Below are 16,393 nucleotides of genomic sequence, written 5' to 3' on the forward strand. Positions count from 1 at the left end.
CTGTACTTATCGTTCACATTCTCATTTCTAAAAATCTAGCAATGCAGGTAACCGAAACCACTTTCGATATCAATAAAATAAGAGCAGACTTCCCTGTTCTTGATCAAAAGGTTAACGGCAAACAGCTGGTTTATTTTGATAACGCTGCTACCACGCAAAAGCCTAAGGCAGTTATTGAGGCCATAAAAACTTATTATGAAGGCTATAATGCCAACATACATAGAGGTCTTCATACGCTTGCCGAAAAGGCCACTACTGCTTTTGAAGAAACCCGTAAAACCTTCCAGCAATTTGTTAATGCTAATGAAGTTGAGGAAATTATTTTCACTAAAGGCACTACTGATAGTATTAATTTGGTAGCACATGCTTATGGTAGAAAGTTTTTCAAATCAGGTGATGAAATTCTAATATCAGGGATGGAGCACCATTCCAATATAGTGCCTTGGCAATTATTGTGTGAAGCAACCGGGGCTCAGTTAAAAGTAATTCCAGTCAAAGAAGATGGAAGTATTTCATTGGCAGATGTTGAAGATCTTATTACTGACAAAACTAAGTTGGTATCTGTTGTATATGCTTCCAACTCTTTAGGAACAATTAATCCTGTTAAAGAAATTGCTGCTTTGGCCCATAAAGCGGATGCAGTAATGATGGTAGATGGTGCTCAGGCAGCTTCTCACTGTAATGTAGATGTTCAGGATTTAGACTGCGACTTCTTTGCGACTTCAGGCCACAAAATGTATGGTCCTACAGGGACAGGTATTTTATACGGTAAAAGAGCCTTACTGGAAGCAATGACTCCTTATCAGGGAGGTGGGGAAATGATCAAAAATGTAAGTTTTGAGGAAACAACCTATAATGACATCCCTTATAAATTTGAAGCCGGCACACCTAACATAGCGGATATTGTAGCTTTGAAGGAGGCAGCTGACTACATCAGTGCTTTAGGAAAAGATAACATTATGGTCTATGAGCAGGAATTAACTAAGCATGCTCATCAGGTTATGGCTGAAGTTCCGGGCATTAAGTTTTATGGAACGGCAGAAGAAAAAGTAAGTGTTGTTTCTTTCACACTCGAAACCGTTCATCCGTATGATGTAGGAATGATGCTTGATGCCAAAGGTATTGCTGTAAGAACTGGCCATCATTGTACGCAACCTTTGATGGATCATTTTGGTATTGAAGGAACAATCAGGGCGTCCTTCTCTGTTTACAACACAAAAGAAGAAATCACTCAATTAGCTGAAGGCTTGAAAGATATAGTGAGCAAATTCGGCTAATAAAAAATAAAGTAATGAGCGATCAAAGTATAAATCAAATTCAGGATGACATCATAGAAAAATTCTCCATGCTTGATGGAGATATGGAAATGATGATTGGCTATTTAATGGAACTAGGTGAGAAATTACCTGAAATGCCTGAAACCTTAAAAACAGAAGATAACATTGTAAAAGGCTGCCAATCAAAAGTATGGCTAGTTGCTGATGAACAAGAAGGCAAACTTTACTTTCAAGCCGATAGTAATACAGCTATAACCAAAGGCTTGGTAAGCCTTTTGGTAAGCATATTAGGTGGGCAAAAGATTGAAGATATAATGGATGCGGACTTATATTTCATCCATAAAATAGGAATGAATAGATTCATAGGAACTCAGCGTTCCAATGGATTTTTAGCAATGATCAAACAAATAAAAATGTTTGCCATTGCTTATAAAACAAAAATTGAAAACGAAGCGTAAAACAAGGCTATGTCAGATACACAACAAGAAACTAAAGGGAGCATCCCTAACTTGCGCGATAAAGTTTTAGATGCCATTAAAACAGTTTACGATCCGGAAATACCGGTGGATATTTACGAGTTAGGTCTTATATATGAGATTAACGTGTATCCATTAAATAATGTGTACGTTTTAATGACACTTACTTCTCCGTCTTGTCCTTCAGCCGAAGAAATTCCGGGTGAGGTGGAAGCTAAAGTGAAAGCGATACAAGGGGTTAATGATGTTAGAGTTGAATTAACATTTGACCCTCCTTACACTCAGGAAATGATGAGTGAGGCTGCTAAGTTAGAGCTTGGCTTTATGTAATAGATTTGCCGGTATTGAGTATAGAGTACTTAGTATTGAGGAATTTAGCTTTAGAGAATAGAATATAAGATAGATTAACTGATAATTGATAATTAGATAAATATGTATCCAGAAGAATTAGTAGCACCAATGCGTGCAGATTTAACAGAAGTTGGTTTTGAAGAGTTAAAAACTGCTGATGCCGTAATAGAGCATTTGAAAGACCACAAAGGAACATCTTTAGTGGTAATTAACTCTGTATGTGGTTGTGCAGCAGGTGCTGCAAGACCAGGCGTTAAATGGGCTGTTCAATCAAGTGAGAAAAAGCCTGATCATTTAACAACTGTATTTGCTGGTGTTGACCAGGAAGCAGTAGCTAAAATGAGAGAGATGACAGCTCCTTATCCACCATCATCACCTTCTATTGCTTTATTTAAAGACGGTGAGTTGGTACACTTTGTAGAAAGACACCATATTGAAGGTAGAAATGCAGAAATGATTGGTAACCACCTGATTCAGGTTTTTGAAGAGTATTGTTAATTGTTAACAAATCGCATGAATAAGAAAGGCTGCTCAATGAGCAGCCTTTCTTATTTATATATTTTCATTAATTTATTTAATCTTCATCATCTTCGTGAGAGCTAAATGCCCATATTGCTAAACCTGTCAACGTTATCACACCACCTACTACCAGAGCCACATTAACATTTCTTTGAACTTTCTTGGCTCTATTGAGATATGAAGATCCAATTCCTTTACTTGCAATAAAATCTTCAAGCTGAGTTACTCTATGTTCTAATTCGTCTTTTGCTTTTTTAGTCAAATCCATAGTTTTAGTGTTTGAAATATAACTTATAAACTCATTTATGTCCGTAATTGTTTATATAAAAGCTTTTGTATAAATTAACTATAAGATTAATTAATCTTAACAAGGTTTATACATATGCGTCTCCTATCTACTATCGCTCTACTTACTTTTCTTTCTTTAACATCATGTAACGATGACTTAGCAGATGTAGCACAAGAAATAGAACAAGCCGAAGAAATTGAAAAAACCTATAATGTCAGCCTTAATGACGAAGATTTTAAAGGTTTACGATGTTACGCTAGTATTCCAGCAAATGGACCTATTTATATAATCGATGGTCTATCAGTTTCAGAAGAAAAGCTTAAAGAAATTCAGCCGAATGAAATTAAATCAATTACCGTATTAAAGGGCGTAAAAGCTACCGCATTTTACGGTAGCAGAGCAAAAGATGGTGTAATCATTATCAATAAAAAGTAAGCTTACTGATAATTTTCTGGCACTTTACGTTTATGGGAGGCCTCTTCATAAATATTGCCCCACTTTAATAATTTCGCCTCCTCAAAAGGTTTGGCAACGAATGTTAAGCCTTTGGGCTGCCCTTCATCATACCCCATAGGTACAGTTAGGCAAGGATAATGAGCAACGGCAGCATAACCTGCGCTCCAGTTGTTGATCGAAAGTATGCCATCAAGTTTATTTTTCTCCATTGGCTCTGAGAAATATTTCTTTCCTTCTGTCATTAGTCTTTGCTTGAGTATTTCCAAACTATCCAATTTGGTTGAATCTTCAGCAACACCTTCAAATCTACCCTGACCATACGGAATTCTTACTATAGTGTCATTTAAGTTATAGGCCATTATTTCCTGAATATTTGCAACGGTAAGATTCGGATTACCATAATTTTTAATGTAAGCGGGTAGATCAGCTTTCATATCTGCATTGAGTAAAGTAAGAAAACCTTCCAACTGATAAGGTTTCGGTTCTATCTCTATAATTTCAGCACCCAGATTTTCCAAATCTTCCAACGCCAACTGATATAAGCTATCTTCCATAAAGTTTTTGATAGCCCCGAACCTTAAGCCTGTAAGGCTCTTTTCATTAAGAATTGCAGTATAATCAATACTTGCATCCGAAGCCATGGTAATTTCATCCAAAGGATCATTCCCTACCATAGCCGATAACAAAATGGCATTATCGGCAACAGTTTTTGTCATAGGGCCAGGCGTATCTAAGGTACTCGAAATAGGCACAATTCCTCCCCTGCTTAATAAGCCTACGGTAGGTTTCAAACCCACAATGGAATTGGAACTAGATGGTGACAAGATAGAACCTGATGTTTCAGTTCCTACAGCTGCAACTGCATAATTAGCAGCAACTGCAGAGCCACTGCCAGAGCTTGAACCACCCGTATCAAACTTTCTTGGTCCATAAGGATTTAGCGTTTGGCCACCAACTGCACTGTAGCCATTTGGACAAACTGTACAAAGAAAGTTTGCCCATTCACTTAAGTTAGCTTTACCCAAAATAATGCCTCCTTTTTCTTGAATTCTGTCTGCGATAAAAGCATCTCCGGTAATATTATCTGCAAATACTACTGCTCCTGCTGTAGTAGGTAATACTTCGGTATTGATATTATCTTTCAACAGAATCGGCATTCCGTAAATTGGATGCGATTTGTCCTTTATATGCTGGTCTAGTTGTTCTGCTTGCTCTACGGCCTTCGGGTTAACGGAAATAATATTATTCAGTGCCGTAGCGCTATCATTTTCAAATAATACGATTCTATAGAGGTACCACTGTGTCAGTTGCTTGTAGGTAAGCCTCTTATCAGCTACTGCCTTTTGAATATCAGTAATACTTCTCTCCAATATAAAAGGCTTTAATGCATCGTAGTCTTTCACATTGAAATCTGATAATTGCGGTTCTATCTGCGCCCACAGCTCATTTTTATCTGAAAAGCGAGACTGAATCAGTTTATATTGCACCCTTTCAGAAGGATGATCAGCATTCTCTGCTATTAATGCAGCTTGATCATAAGGAACCCAGGTTGGTATTTTAGTATTTTCCTTCTCACAACAAGAGGAAACGATTATTAAAACCAACAGAATAATTAATCTGGCAATTCCTTTAGTAGTACTAGATGTAAATTTCATAGCTCCTATATTGAATATCAAATACAATATAGAAGTAAATTATGTTTTATTCTTTTTCTAAACCTACAAGTTCATCTACAGTTACGTGTCCATCAGCCACTACTGTTTCCATGTAATTATCTTTAGTTACCACCTTGGGTTCTAATAGAATTGCTTTAACCTTCACACCAGCAACAGTAGTATATTTTAACTCATTAATTGACTCATTATTTGCCAATTTCATAGCGGACTTTGCAGCTAGCTTGGCTAAATCCTTTATGGGTTTGTAAACCGTCATGTCTTGCAAGTCTTTCTTAAGGTTTCTCACCGCTCGAATTTCCGCATCCTGACCTGTTATATACATTGGCTTAACCACACTTTCATCTCCTAAAGCTGAAATTACTCCGCTTGCCAGCGCATCATTAGCTGCTACAACAGCATTGATCTCATTAGTTAAAGTAAGAGATTGTTCTTGCATTTCAAGGAAGGCATTAAGCTCTCCCCACTCTTCCAAAACAATGTCTTCAAGAATCTTTATGTCACCTTTTTCCTCATATGGTTTCAACACTTGCAATTGACCTTTTCTAAATAAAATAGCATTGTAATCGCTTTTTGGTCCGTTCATGAGTACATAATTGCCTTTTGGTGCATTTTTTATGGCATATTCAGCCTGCAACATTCCAACCTTCTCATTATCGAAAGATAAATATGCCGCTAACTTATCTGTTGGAATAATACGATCATAAGCTATCACTTTTACACCTTTTTCCGTAGCATAATCAACTACTTTTACAGCCTCTTTTATATCTACTGGAACAACTATTAATACTTTTGCTCCCGCTTTGATGAGCTCTTTGGCTTGTTTCAGTTGAGTCTCAGCTACTCCTTCAGCCACCTTTACCAAACACTCTCCACCTAATTTGGTGATCTCTTCGCATATGTAATTTCTGTCATTCAACCACCTTTCTACCACATAACTATCCATTAACAGACCTATTTTCTGACTGTACCCTACACTAGCACAGCCAATTAAAACTATCAGCAATAACTTTTTCATGGTTTTATCTTTTTTGGTGAAACTTCTTTCTGGTTCTATAAAAGATAGCATTTTTTCATGAGAAAGTCATTTAATTGAGCGTGTAAAAAGCAATCGGTTGCAAAAGTATTCTATAAAGAAGCCTCACATTAAAATATATAAGCCTTTAGTTTTTTCATTTATTTCTTATTTATGTTACTTTCATTGTGATTTTAAAAACAGGATCATTATGGGTTTCTTTAGCAGCTTAAGGAGTGAATTCATTGATATTATTGAATGGACGGATAACTCCAGCAATACATTAGTCTATCGTTTTGAAAGACATGACAATGAAATTAAAAACAATGCGAAACTGACTGTAAGAGAGGGGCAGGCAGCAGTTTTTATAAACGAAGGAAAACTGGCCGATGTATTTATGCCTGGCATGTACAGCTTAAACACCCAGAACTTACCTATACTTTCCACTTTAAAAGGTTGGAAATACGGTTTCGATAGTCCTTTTAAGGCCGAAGTATATTTCGTTAACATGCGAAATTTTACAGACCAAAAGTGGGGTACCAAGAATCCGATTACACTTTCCGATAATCGTTTTGGGATGCTAGAAATCAGGGCTTTCGGAACATATGTGATTAAAGTAAAGGATCCTGCACTGTTCATAAAAGAGATAGTTGGAACGGATGGTCATTTTACAACAGAGGAGATAGCCAATCAGCTTAGAAGTTTAATTGTAACAAGATTTACTGATGCCATAGGAGAAGCTGATTTGCCTGTAGAAAAATATGCTGCTAATACAAATGAAATAGCTCAGCTCATTAAAGGCATCATGCAAGAGGATTTTAACGCATATGGTATTGACCTCACCAATTTTCTGATTGAAAATATCAGTATGCCTGATGAAATCAAGACAGAAATATTTGAGCTTAGTCGTTTGGACAGGGTTGACTTAGATAAATTTGCTAAGATCAAGGCTGCCAAAGCGATGGAAAAGGCTGCCGAAAATGAAAGCGGTACTGCTGGTGCCGGCATGGGTATGGGAATGGGATTTGCCATGGCTAACCAAATGGGTAATGCTTTTCAGGGAAACCAACAAAATAATCAGTCAGCTGGTGGGCCTCCTCCGTTACCAAATCAGACTAGCTTTCATGTCGCTATAAACGGTCAACAATCTGGCCCATATGACTTGAATACTTTACAGCAAATGATCAACAGCAATCAGGTTAATAAAGACACACTTGTTTGGAAACAAGGTATGGCACAATGGACTGCTGCGGGCCAAGTAAGTGAATTAAGCCAGTTTTTTGGTAGTGTGCCTCCACCCTTACCTCCTCAATAAATGGACGAGCAAAAAGAAGCAGCTGCAAATAACGTAATTACTTTTGGCTGTACTGATTGTGGTGCAGACCTAAAGTATGAACCTGGTACTACCTCGCTTACTTGCGAATATTGCGGTGCAAAAAATGATATCCCTGCTGTTGATGATGACATAGAAGAGTTGGATTATGAAGCTTTTCTAAACAAGGAAACCGCCACAGCAGATGAAATGACCATCAATCTGGTCAAGTGTCATGTTTGTGCTGCCGAATCTAGCCTGGAGCCTCATGTAACATCGGCTAATTGCCCCTATTGCGACTCGTCATTGGTAGTGGAAGATGCTCATGAAGAGAGTGTATTAAAGCCAAAGAGCTTGCTCCCCTTCAAACTAAAGAAGGATGAGGCCATCGCACAATTTAGAAAGTGGATAAAAAAGTTATGGTTTGCTCCCAATGACTTGAAGAAAGCTGTTCTTTCGTTCGATCACTTTAAAGGTTTATACATCCCTTATTGGACTTACGATTCTGCCACACATACCAACTATACCGGTCAAAGAGGTACTTACTATTATGTGACTGAAAGTTATACCACCACAGAAAATGGTAAAACTGTTCGGAAAACCAGACAGGTAAGGAAAACCAGATGGAGTTTTACCGCAGGCAGTATAAATCACTTTTTTGATGATGTATTAGTTCCTGCAAGTAATTCACTACCTAGAAAACAAGTAGAAGCCCTAGAGCCCTGGGACTTGAAGAACTTGGAGCCATTTACTCCCCAATATTTAAGTGGATTCATTACTGAGAAATATCAGGTTAACCTAAAGGCCGGTTTTGACCGAGCCTGTAACATCATGCAATCGCGCATTGACACTTTGATAAGGCAAGATATTGGAGGTGATGAACAACGCATACTTACTAAAAAGACACAATATGATGATATTAAATTTAAACATCTATTGCTGCCAGCCTATGTAAGTGCTTATAATTTTAAAGGTAAACTATACAGGTTTATGGTAAATGCCAGAACGGGGGAAGTTCAGGGAGAAAGGCCTTACAGCTGGATAAAAATTACCTTAGCTATACTAATAGTACTAGGAATAATAGCAGCGTTTTATTTTTTCGCAAAAAGTTAAACCGCTGCCTAATATATTATTGAGCGACCTTTGCTTCTAAAGCATTGAGTCGCTCTTCTATTTCCATCAATTTATGGATGATAATAATATGCGTTTTCTTCGCATCAATGCCTACTACGCTTTCCGCACTGGCAATCATGTTTTCTATTTCTTTATAACGTTCTTTTGGGATTCCTGTGTTTTCCATATTTAAAAAATTATCTATGATTCTTTGTGTGCTAACATTCTAAGAACATAAGCCTTACCGCTATGGTATTTTCCTTCATCCAAAACTGTTTGTTCTTCACTTAGGTAATCAATTATGAAATCAGAAAACTCTTCTTTTGCAGATGCTAAGTCTAAAAGAAAATCTTCGCTTTTAGGACCACCTGAGTCTAAACCAATTTGATTTTTAGAGAACTGCTCCATGATGATAAATCCACCTGGCTTTAGCCAATCTTTTAGCTTTGCATTAAAGGCCTTTCTGGTTAAACTATCTGTATGATTAAATATTAAAACAATAGCATCAAAAGGAGCATTTTTAGGCTCAAAATCGTCATAAGTTGTAACCTTATAATCAATATTTACTTGGTGATTTTGAGCCAGATACTCGGCTTTCTTTTTTCCTTCCTCAGAATAGTCAAAAGCTTCAACCTGCCATCCTTTAGTTGCAGCATAAATGGCATTTCTTCCTTCACCTTCGGCCACAAATAAAGCTTTACCAGGTTTGAGTTCACGTAATTGTTCTGCAAGAAATTCATTAGGTTTTGTACCATAAATGAATTCCTCTATGCTATATCGTTCGTTCCAAAAATCTTTTTTCATACACTGAACAAATAAAATTAAAAAGGCAGACAAAATTTTGTCTGCCATCACGTAATCAACTTAACTATCTAATTTAAGTTCTTCTTAGCCAGATAGAAGTCTATTTTTTCGATTGAATCATCTGCTTCCCTTGCTTCCATTTCTGCCAAAGTTTTTGGTGGAGGTATAATTACTTTATCACCTTTTTTCCAATCTAAGGGCATAGCGACTTTATATTTATCAGAAGTTTGAAGTGCTTCTAGTGCCCTTAAAATTTCATCCATATTCCTACCTACGTTTAACGGGTAGTACATAATTAACCTAATCTTCTTTTCAGGATCAATAAAGAAAACAGCTCTAACTGCGGCTGTTTCACTTTCATTTGGTTGAAGCATTCCATACAGTTTTGAAACCTTCATATCTAAATCTGCAATGATAGGAAAGTCAAAATACACTCCTGTATTTTTCTTCACATTGTTTACCCAGCCCAAATGTGCGTGAATACTATCAATACTTAAACCTATCAATTCTGTATTTAAAGCATCAAATTCTGATTTTCTTTGTGCAAAACCGCTCATCTCAGTTGTACAAACAGGAGTAAAGTCTGCCGGATGTGAGAACATCACTATCCATTTACCTTCAGCATAATTTGAAAGCTTGATGTCACCTTTGGTTGTTTTGGCTGTAAAATCAGGAGCCTTATCGCCTATTCTCGGCATTGAATAAGTCTGTTTTTCTTGTATATTTTCCATTGTAATTATAGTTTTTTATACTTTAATTAACGACTTCAGACTCATGATTGACGTAACAATTGTTACCTTCTGTTATTTAAACTCCTCCACTGCATCGCTTAAATCATATACCTTTTGATTGGTTTTTGATTCAATAATGCTTGAGCCAACAGCCGAACGATAACCACCTGCGCAATGCACTAATATCGGTTTATCATCTTTCACTTCGTCAAGTCTTTTTCTTAATTCCGGCAATGGTATGTTTTTAGAATTTGGGAAAAAGGCACCAGTGGCATATTCAGAAGCGTTACGTACGTCTATAATGTTATATGTTTCAGGATTATTTTTTACGTCATCTACGACTACTTCCTCATCTTTTTGAAGCTCATTTGGCAAATGATATGTAGCTCCTATAATATTGGTCTCATAACCAATTTTAGCGGAGCGCTCGATGGCTCTTCTCATTTCCTGTTCGTTAGATGCTACCAAATAGAATTTTTCATCAGGCTTAATTGTAGACCCAAGCCATGTTTCAAACTTAGAGCTTTCACCACCTAACTGAATGTTAAAAGCCTTTTCTTGATGTCCTCTTTTAAAATTATTTTCAGGTCTAACATCAATAATGAGAGCATCTGTTGGTATTACTGCTCCTTTAGAAAGCACTTCTACAGCGCTGACTGCATCATCAAATGCATTAGCCCCTTTTCTATTAAGCTCTACATCATAAGGGAAATAATGAGGGATAAACGGCTGTCCATCTAAAAAGCTATCGACAAATTTTGCTTTATCGTTGATTTGAAACGCCCAATTATTTTCCTTTTCCTTACCAATAGTAGAAGTTCTGTCAGGACTCATATTTTTACCACAAAGTGATCCTGGTCCGTGAGCTGGATTAACAATTACTTCATCCGATAATTCTTTATAAACAGTATTAATTGTATCAAACATCATTTCCGCCAAATCCTTTCTAGTGGCTTTTATGTTCCCTGCTCCTTCCCTTAAGTCTGGTCTTCCTACATCACCTACGAAAAGTGAATCACCAGTAAAAACGACTTCATCAATACCATTCTCATCTATCAATAGATAAGCGTTGTGATCTGGTGAATGACCAGGAGTGTATAAGGCTTTTATCCTCACTTTGCCTAATGCCACTTCTTCATTATGGTCGATCCCTTTATGCTGATAAGAAACACCTGCTTGCGAATTAATATAAACATCCAAGTTATACTTTTCTATCCATTCCTTATGGCTACTTACAAAATCAGCATGTGGATGAGTTTCAAAAACAGAAACGATTTCTGCTCCTTTCTCATCAGCAAAATCTAAATACTGTTTAGGGTTTCTGCGCGGATCAACCAAAGCGATCTTTCCTTCAGATAATATAGCGTATGAAGCATGTGCCAACGCTTCATCATAAAATTGTCTAATCTCCATAATTTGATCTATTTACATTATTCAGAGAACTGATTTAGTAAGCTGCTGTTTGTAACAGATGTTACTTAAGCTGATTAATGTGGTAGCTTGTTCCTCACCAAACCATAAACATATGTACCTAGCACGGCAGATAGTATGACTACAGAAATTACACCAATACCATTACCTAACAGAATAAACATTGGACCGGGGCAGGCACCTGTCATAGCCCAACCTAAGCCGAAAATTATACCGCCAATCAAGTAGCGCGGTATACTAAACTGCTTAGGCTTAATATTAATTGGCTCACCATCAAGTGATTTAACGTTATTCCTTTTGATAAACTGAATAAGGATTATTCCAATAAGTATTGCTGAACCAATCACACCATACATATGGAATGATTGAAACCTAAACATTTCATATATTCTAAACCAGGAAATTACTTCTGCTTTTGCCAATGTTATGCCAAAAATGAGACCTACAAATAAGTATTTTAAGAATTTCATGTGCTATCTGTTGATTTTAAAGTGTTAGTAAATAAGGTAAAATGAGATAAGTTACTGCTAAGCCCCCGATGAAGAAACCTACCACAGCTATTAAAGAAGGAAGTTGTAAATCACTTAAACCACTTATGGCGTGACCAGAAGTACATCCTCCTGCATAGCGAGTTCCAAAGCCAATTAAAAAACCTCCCAGTACTAACATTACAAAACCCTTAATACTGAAAAGGCTTTCCCAAGTGAATAATGATTTAGGGACTAAATGGTTACCGGGGTTTTCAATTCCATATGCTTTTAGTTCTGCAACTGTTTCTGCCGAAATATTAACCTCTGATGAACTTGATAGGTATTCATGTGCAACAGAACCCCCAATCACCAAACCTAAGGCAAAAACCAGGTTCCATATTTGATTCTTCCAGTTAAAATCGAAAAACTCACAATTCTTTCCTCCCCCAATAATTGAACATACTGTTCTTAGATTAGACGATATTCCGAAAGTATTACCAAAATAAAGTAAGAAGAACATCACTAAGGCTATAATAGGTCCGGCAACGTACCAGGGCCAAGGTTGACTTATCCATTCAATTAAACTGCTCATTATTTTTAGTTTTTTCTAAGTGAGGTGCAAAAGTATGATGAAAGTCATGTTTAGTTCGTAACACATGTTACATGTAGCTACACCAATAAAACAACTCTTTAAGACTGGATGGCGAAAGCGCTTGCTAAGACGTATTGGATGGAGTGAACTGATACCGACTAAAATTACAGGTATTAAATACAAAAGTATATGTAAAAAGTGAAATTTGATTTCCGTGAATTTGGAAAACTTGTAACTTGTAAAGATTTTAAACAATTAAACTAACAATTTACATGGCTACAGTAACCATTTACGTAAGCAAACAAGCCGATGGCAAAGGGCTTCATTTTTCGGATAGTGAAGGGCATTCTGGAGATAATACTATCAGTACCAAAGTGAAACCTGGAGACACAGTTATATGGAAAATAGCACCTAATGGAGGCATAGATTCAATAACTAGTATAACAGAAAAAAGTATGACAGAAAACAAAAATTTATTTAGTTCATTACCAGCACCTGAAAATCCAAAGGACCCTAAATCTGACTGGTCAGGGGTAATTAGCGAAACAGCAACAGGCAAAGAGGTTTATACTGTAGGTTACACTATTGGTAATGAAACTTATCTTCATGATCCGGAATCTAACGACCCTGAGCCTGAGCCTAACGATCCTGATTTAGAAGTGGATCCAGATGGCAATTAATAATAAGAAAATGAGATTAGATATGTTGAAAGTCTATGTAACAATGGGCTTTCTTCTTTTATTTCCACTTTTGTTAGTTGGCCAGGACAACAAGAATAGAATTGACAGCCTTGAAGCAATTCTATTACAAAAAAAAATCAGCGACTCATTAAAATTTGAAGTTTTAGAAGAATTAGTTAATGACCAAAGTCTGAACCCGAAAGTCAGGTTAAAGAATTGTTTTATTTTGGTTCAGCTAGCCAAAAAAAATAATAACCTATACTGGTACTATAAAAGCAACGTATGGTTTGGCCATATTTATAAAAAAATAGGCGATTTAGACAAAGCACTCGACAACTACTTAGATGCGGCTTTACATGCCCAAAAATTGAAAGATACAAAGAAAGAAGCGATAGTTTACAGTGCAATCGGTAGTTTATATAAAGTGCACGAAGAATATGGTAGAGCGCTCGACTTCTTTAATAAGAGTATTGCGCTATCAAGAAAGGTAGGAGACAAAAAGACGTTAGCCATTACATTAAACAATTCCGCTCAACTATACAAAATGGATGGCGTCTACGATAGTGCATTATTACGTTTTGAAGAGGCAGGCAAAATTTTTGACAGTCTAAACTACCGAAAGGGCCTGGCTTACAATTTAGGAAATATTGGCTTGTTATATGCTAAACAAGGAAATAATTTAAAATCTACTGAAAATTTACAAAAAGCTATTCAAATCCTTAATGAAATAGGTCACTCATATCCGATAGTTACTTATGAATTAAAGTTAGCAGACCTATCTTTTATAAAAGGTGATATTTCGAAAGCATTGGATTATGCTCATCACAGCTTAGAAATTGCCGAAGAAAATGATTTAAAAGAACAGATAAGAGATGCCAGTTTAAAGCTTTCTAAGTTATATGCTGAAACAAAAGCATACGAGAAAGCCTATAATTACCATAAACAATTTGTTATCTATTTGGATAGCATAAGAAATGAAGAAACCATTCGAAATATGGCGGACTTGAGGACAGAATATCAGGTTGCACAAAAGCAAGCAGAAGTCGATTTACTTCAAAGTAAAAGACAAAGGCAAAATATAATATTCGCTGCTATGATTGTTGTGATGATGCTATTGGTGTTTTTAGTGTTCCTTTATTATAGAAATTATAAAAGAAAGCAAGCACTCAATATGGTTATTACTGAACGAAAAGAAGAAATTGAAGCCCAGAGAGATCAACTGGAAATGATGAACGAAACCAAAGAGAAGTTTTTATCAATCATCTCTCATGATCTGTTAGGTCCAGTGAACTCTTTTAAAGGATTGAGTACTATTATGCAGGCTTCCATTGAGCAGCAAAACGTAGCTGACCTGAGACATATTCATAAACTATTCAATGATTCTGTAGAAAATTTATCAACACTTCTTACTAACCTTTTAGACTGGTCTGTAACGCAACAAGGAGCTATTCCTTATAATCCAGAAGAAATTAATGTGGCAGAATTAGTAAATGAGTTATTGCATTTATTTTCAAATATGGCCCTTAATAAAGATATCAACCTCTCTTCTACTGTGGGGGATAAAATATTAGTTTGGGCTGATGTAAATAGCTTAAAAACCATTCTTAGAAACTTAACAAGTAACGCGATAAAATTTACCGACCAAGGCGGACAGATTACCATATCCGCCATTTTACACGATGACAAAGTAGGCATTCAGGTAACTGATAGTGGAGTGGGTATGGCGCAAGAAAAAATTGATGAGCTATTAGCTAAAGATAATTTTAAAAGAAGCTCTGGCACGAAAGGTGAAAAAGGAGTTGGACTTGGTTTACAACTTGTAAAAGAGTTCACAGAAATGAACAAAGGCAGCATGTCAATTGAGAGTACTGAGGAAGTAGGAACCAAGATTACTGTTTATTTACCAGTGGTTTAACAATTTTGGCGTTAAAAACTATTTAGTTAATTCTACAAAGTGATAATGAAATTCTTCTAACTGTTCTCGTTCTGTTGATGCTAAATTATAACTTAAATCAACACCATCAAACTCTACAATTTCATGGCCTTTGGTAATATCAACTTCCTGATCACATGCTGTCAAGAAAGGAATATCACCAAAAGGGTTTTCATTATTAACGATTGACTTACTATAAGCATTCTTTATATAAATACGAAAAGCATGTAACTTATTGGAATCATCGGACTGTATAGCACCTATAGAATCTATTTTTCTATAGCTAACACTATAATCAATTATAGGCTTGTAAATAACATATCTACCATCTTCAGCTAAATAGTTACAATCTCCCATCCATTGACTAAGGTTAAAATTACCATCTTGATTAAAGTCAAAAGTAGTTTCAATATCTATATTTGAAGTATCAAGTCCATGAAAGCTTTTATAAACATTCCAGTTACGAGATGATAAATTGAATGAATAAAGAGAATTTTGATTTATGAAATCTATGTGGTCTCTATTAGCTTCCAATACTGCATCTTCCTTACAAGCAATTGCTAAAAAAGACAATATTAAGAGTGATAAATACTTTTTCATTAGATATGTATTAAAATTAAAAAGCCCGACCATCAACAGATAATCAGGCTTTAGTACCTTGGGCCGGAGTCGAACCGGCACGAGTGTTACCTCATTGGTGTTTGAGACCAACGCGTCTACCAATTCCGCCACCAAGGCATGTGGTAATCGGGTGGCAAATATAGAAAAATATAGTCTGATTTAGCAAGCCATTTACTTAAATAAAAAGGAGCACAAACAATTTCTGCAATAGTCTGTATTATTGCATGAAATTTCATCTCATCATCCCACTGGTAATCATACAATTAGCACTAACTATGGATAATTCACCCTTTGATGCTTTTCAATGGAAAAACAGAATCTTGGTTATTTACTCAAATGAATCCTCCAATTCATTGACTTCCCAAAAGCAATACTATGCTGATGGTAAAACCGATTATGAGGAAAGAGATTTAATTGTATTTGTTTTAACTGATAAAACGCTCAACTATATTGACAATTCAGCTGCTTCTATTGATGCGATAGATGTCAGAAATTTTCTTAACATCTCAGAGAAAGATACTTTTAATGTCAGCCTTATTGGAAAAGACGGAGGTATTAAGCTTCAGCAAAATACGCTACTTACTAATGAAAAACTCTTTGCCACAATAGATGCGATGCCTATGCGGAAAAGAGAAATGAGGAAAGATTAA

The 16,393-nt window shown here is 36.2% G+C and carries 20 protein-coding genes and 1 tRNA gene; 10 read left to right on the plus strand and 11 right to left on the minus strand.

The features are described from left to right. Positions 1 to 41: 41 nt before the first annotated feature. From JKP34_RS13050 to JKP34_RS13065, 4 genes are all read left to right on the plus strand, one after another. On the plus strand, positions 42 to 1,277 hold the full coding sequence (locus tag JKP34_RS13050; RefSeq protein ID WP_201922220.1) for an aminotransferase class V-fold PLP-dependent enzyme: 1,236 nt from the start codon (positions 42 to 44) through the stop codon (positions 1,275 to 1,277). 14 nt (positions 1,278 to 1,291) lie between these two features. Further along, entirely contained in the window at positions 1,292 to 1,735 is a 444-nt protein-coding gene (locus JKP34_RS13055) for a SufE family protein (protein ID WP_201922222.1), read from the plus strand. A gap of 9 nt (positions 1,736 to 1,744) precedes the next feature. Continuing rightward, positions 1,745 to 2,083 carry an SUF system Fe-S cluster assembly protein gene (locus JKP34_RS13060; RefSeq protein WP_201922225.1) on the plus strand — a complete coding sequence of 113 codons (339 nt, stop codon included), beginning with the start codon at positions 1,745 to 1,747 and terminating at the stop codon, positions 2,081 to 2,083. Positions 2,084 to 2,185: 102 nt separating this feature from the next. Further along, positions 2,186 to 2,602: a BrxA/BrxB family bacilliredoxin gene (locus JKP34_RS13065; protein WP_201922228.1), complete on the plus strand. Its 417-nt coding sequence runs from the start codon at positions 2,186 to 2,188 to the stop codon at positions 2,600 to 2,602. Between the two features lie 76 nt (positions 2,603 to 2,678). Here the strand turns inward: JKP34_RS13065 and JKP34_RS13070 are convergent, their stop codons facing one another. Next, positions 2,679 to 2,891, minus strand: coding sequence for a hypothetical protein (locus JKP34_RS13070; RefSeq protein ID WP_201922231.1), 213 nt, complete (start codon positions 2,889 to 2,891; stop codon positions 2,679 to 2,681). Between the two features lie 114 nt (positions 2,892 to 3,005). Between JKP34_RS13070 and JKP34_RS13075 the strand changes: the two genes are divergently transcribed. After that, positions 3,006 to 3,347, plus strand: coding sequence for a TonB-dependent receptor plug domain-containing protein (locus JKP34_RS13075; protein ID WP_201922234.1), 342 nt, complete (start codon positions 3,006 to 3,008; stop codon positions 3,345 to 3,347). 2 nt (positions 3,348 to 3,349) lie between these two features. Here JKP34_RS13075 and JKP34_RS13080 read toward each other — a convergent pair whose 3' ends face one another. Together JKP34_RS13080 and JKP34_RS13085 are read right to left on the minus strand one after the other, a co-directional pair. After that, positions 3,350 to 5,023 carry an amidase family protein gene (locus tag JKP34_RS13080; protein ID WP_201922237.1) on the minus strand — a complete coding sequence of 558 codons (1,674 nt, stop codon included), beginning with the start codon at positions 5,021 to 5,023 and terminating at the stop codon, positions 3,350 to 3,352. 46 nt (positions 5,024 to 5,069) lie between these two features. Continuing rightward, entirely contained in the window at positions 5,070 to 6,059 is a 990-nt protein-coding gene (locus JKP34_RS13085) for a substrate-binding domain-containing protein (RefSeq protein WP_201922240.1), read from the minus strand. 208 nt (positions 6,060 to 6,267) lie between these two features. On the opposite strand from JKP34_RS13085, the gene JKP34_RS13090 reads away from it, so the two are divergent. Together JKP34_RS13090 and JKP34_RS13095 are read left to right on the plus strand one after the other, a co-directional pair. Further along, positions 6,268 to 7,371 carry an SPFH domain-containing protein gene (locus JKP34_RS13090; protein WP_201922243.1) on the plus strand — a complete coding sequence of 368 codons (1,104 nt, stop codon included), beginning with the start codon at positions 6,268 to 6,270 and terminating at the stop codon, positions 7,369 to 7,371. Further along, positions 7,372 to 8,481, plus strand: a complete 1,110-nt coding sequence (locus JKP34_RS13095) for a hypothetical protein (RefSeq protein WP_201922246.1) — start codon at positions 7,372 to 7,374, stop codon at positions 8,479 to 8,481. Positions 8,482 to 8,497: 16 nt separating this feature from the next. Here JKP34_RS13095 and JKP34_RS13100 read toward each other — a convergent pair whose 3' ends face one another. From JKP34_RS13100 to JKP34_RS13125, 6 genes are all read right to left on the minus strand, one after another. Next, positions 8,498 to 8,668 (minus strand): hypothetical protein, encoded by a 171-nt coding sequence (locus tag JKP34_RS13100; protein ID WP_201922248.1) that lies wholly within the window; start codon positions 8,666 to 8,668, stop codon positions 8,498 to 8,500. 14 nt (positions 8,669 to 8,682) lie between these two features. Then, positions 8,683 to 9,285, minus strand: coding sequence for a class I SAM-dependent methyltransferase (locus JKP34_RS13105; RefSeq protein WP_201922249.1), 603 nt, complete (start codon positions 9,283 to 9,285; stop codon positions 8,683 to 8,685). A 68-nt stretch (positions 9,286 to 9,353) separates the two neighbouring features. Further along, on the minus strand, positions 9,354 to 10,016 hold the full coding sequence (locus JKP34_RS13110; protein ID WP_236665000.1) for a peroxiredoxin: 663 nt from the start codon (positions 10,014 to 10,016) through the stop codon (positions 9,354 to 9,356). Positions 10,017 to 10,088: 72 nt separating this feature from the next. Beyond that, on the minus strand, positions 10,089 to 11,429 hold the full coding sequence (locus JKP34_RS13115; RefSeq protein ID WP_201922251.1) for an MBL fold metallo-hydrolase: 1,341 nt from the start codon (positions 11,427 to 11,429) through the stop codon (positions 10,089 to 10,091). 74 nt (positions 11,430 to 11,503) lie between these two features. Further along, on the minus strand, positions 11,504 to 11,917 hold the full coding sequence (locus JKP34_RS13120) for a DUF6691 family protein (RefSeq protein ID WP_201922253.1): 414 nt from the start codon (positions 11,915 to 11,917) through the stop codon (positions 11,504 to 11,506). 16 nt (positions 11,918 to 11,933) lie between these two features. After that, complete coding sequence (locus tag JKP34_RS13125) at positions 11,934 to 12,509, minus strand: YeeE/YedE family protein (protein WP_201922255.1); 576 nt, start codon at positions 12,507 to 12,509, stop codon at positions 11,934 to 11,936. Positions 12,510 to 12,781: 272 nt separating this feature from the next. Between JKP34_RS13125 and JKP34_RS13130 the strand changes: the two genes are divergently transcribed. Together JKP34_RS13130 and JKP34_RS13135 are read left to right on the plus strand one after the other, a co-directional pair. Continuing rightward, positions 12,782 to 13,189: a hypothetical protein gene (locus tag JKP34_RS13130; protein WP_201922256.1), complete on the plus strand. Its 408-nt coding sequence runs from the start codon at positions 12,782 to 12,784 to the stop codon at positions 13,187 to 13,189. Continuing rightward, complete coding sequence (locus JKP34_RS13135; RefSeq protein ID WP_201922258.1) at positions 13,179 to 15,104, plus strand: tetratricopeptide repeat-containing sensor histidine kinase; 1,926 nt, start codon at positions 13,179 to 13,181, stop codon at positions 15,102 to 15,104. Before JKP34_RS13130 ends, JKP34_RS13135 begins: the two co-directional genes overlap by 11 nt. A gap of 18 nt (positions 15,105 to 15,122) precedes the next feature. Here JKP34_RS13135 and JKP34_RS13140 read toward each other — a convergent pair whose 3' ends face one another. Further along, on the minus strand, positions 15,123 to 15,695 hold the full coding sequence (locus tag JKP34_RS13140) for a hypothetical protein (RefSeq protein ID WP_201922260.1): 573 nt from the start codon (positions 15,693 to 15,695) through the stop codon (positions 15,123 to 15,125). Between the two features lie 81 nt (positions 15,696 to 15,776). Then, a tRNA-Leu gene (locus JKP34_RS13145) sits at positions 15,777 to 15,860 on the minus strand. A gap of 107 nt (positions 15,861 to 15,967) precedes the next feature. Here JKP34_RS13145 and JKP34_RS13150 point away from each other — a divergent pair. Continuing rightward, positions 15,968 to 16,393, plus strand: coding sequence for a DUF4174 domain-containing protein (locus tag JKP34_RS13150; protein WP_201922263.1), 426 nt, complete (start codon positions 15,968 to 15,970; stop codon positions 16,391 to 16,393).

It is taken from the genome of Marivirga atlantica (assembly GCF_016734805.1).
GTDB classification, from domain to species: domain Bacteria; phylum Bacteroidota; class Bacteroidia; order Cytophagales; family Cyclobacteriaceae; genus Marivirga; species Marivirga atlantica.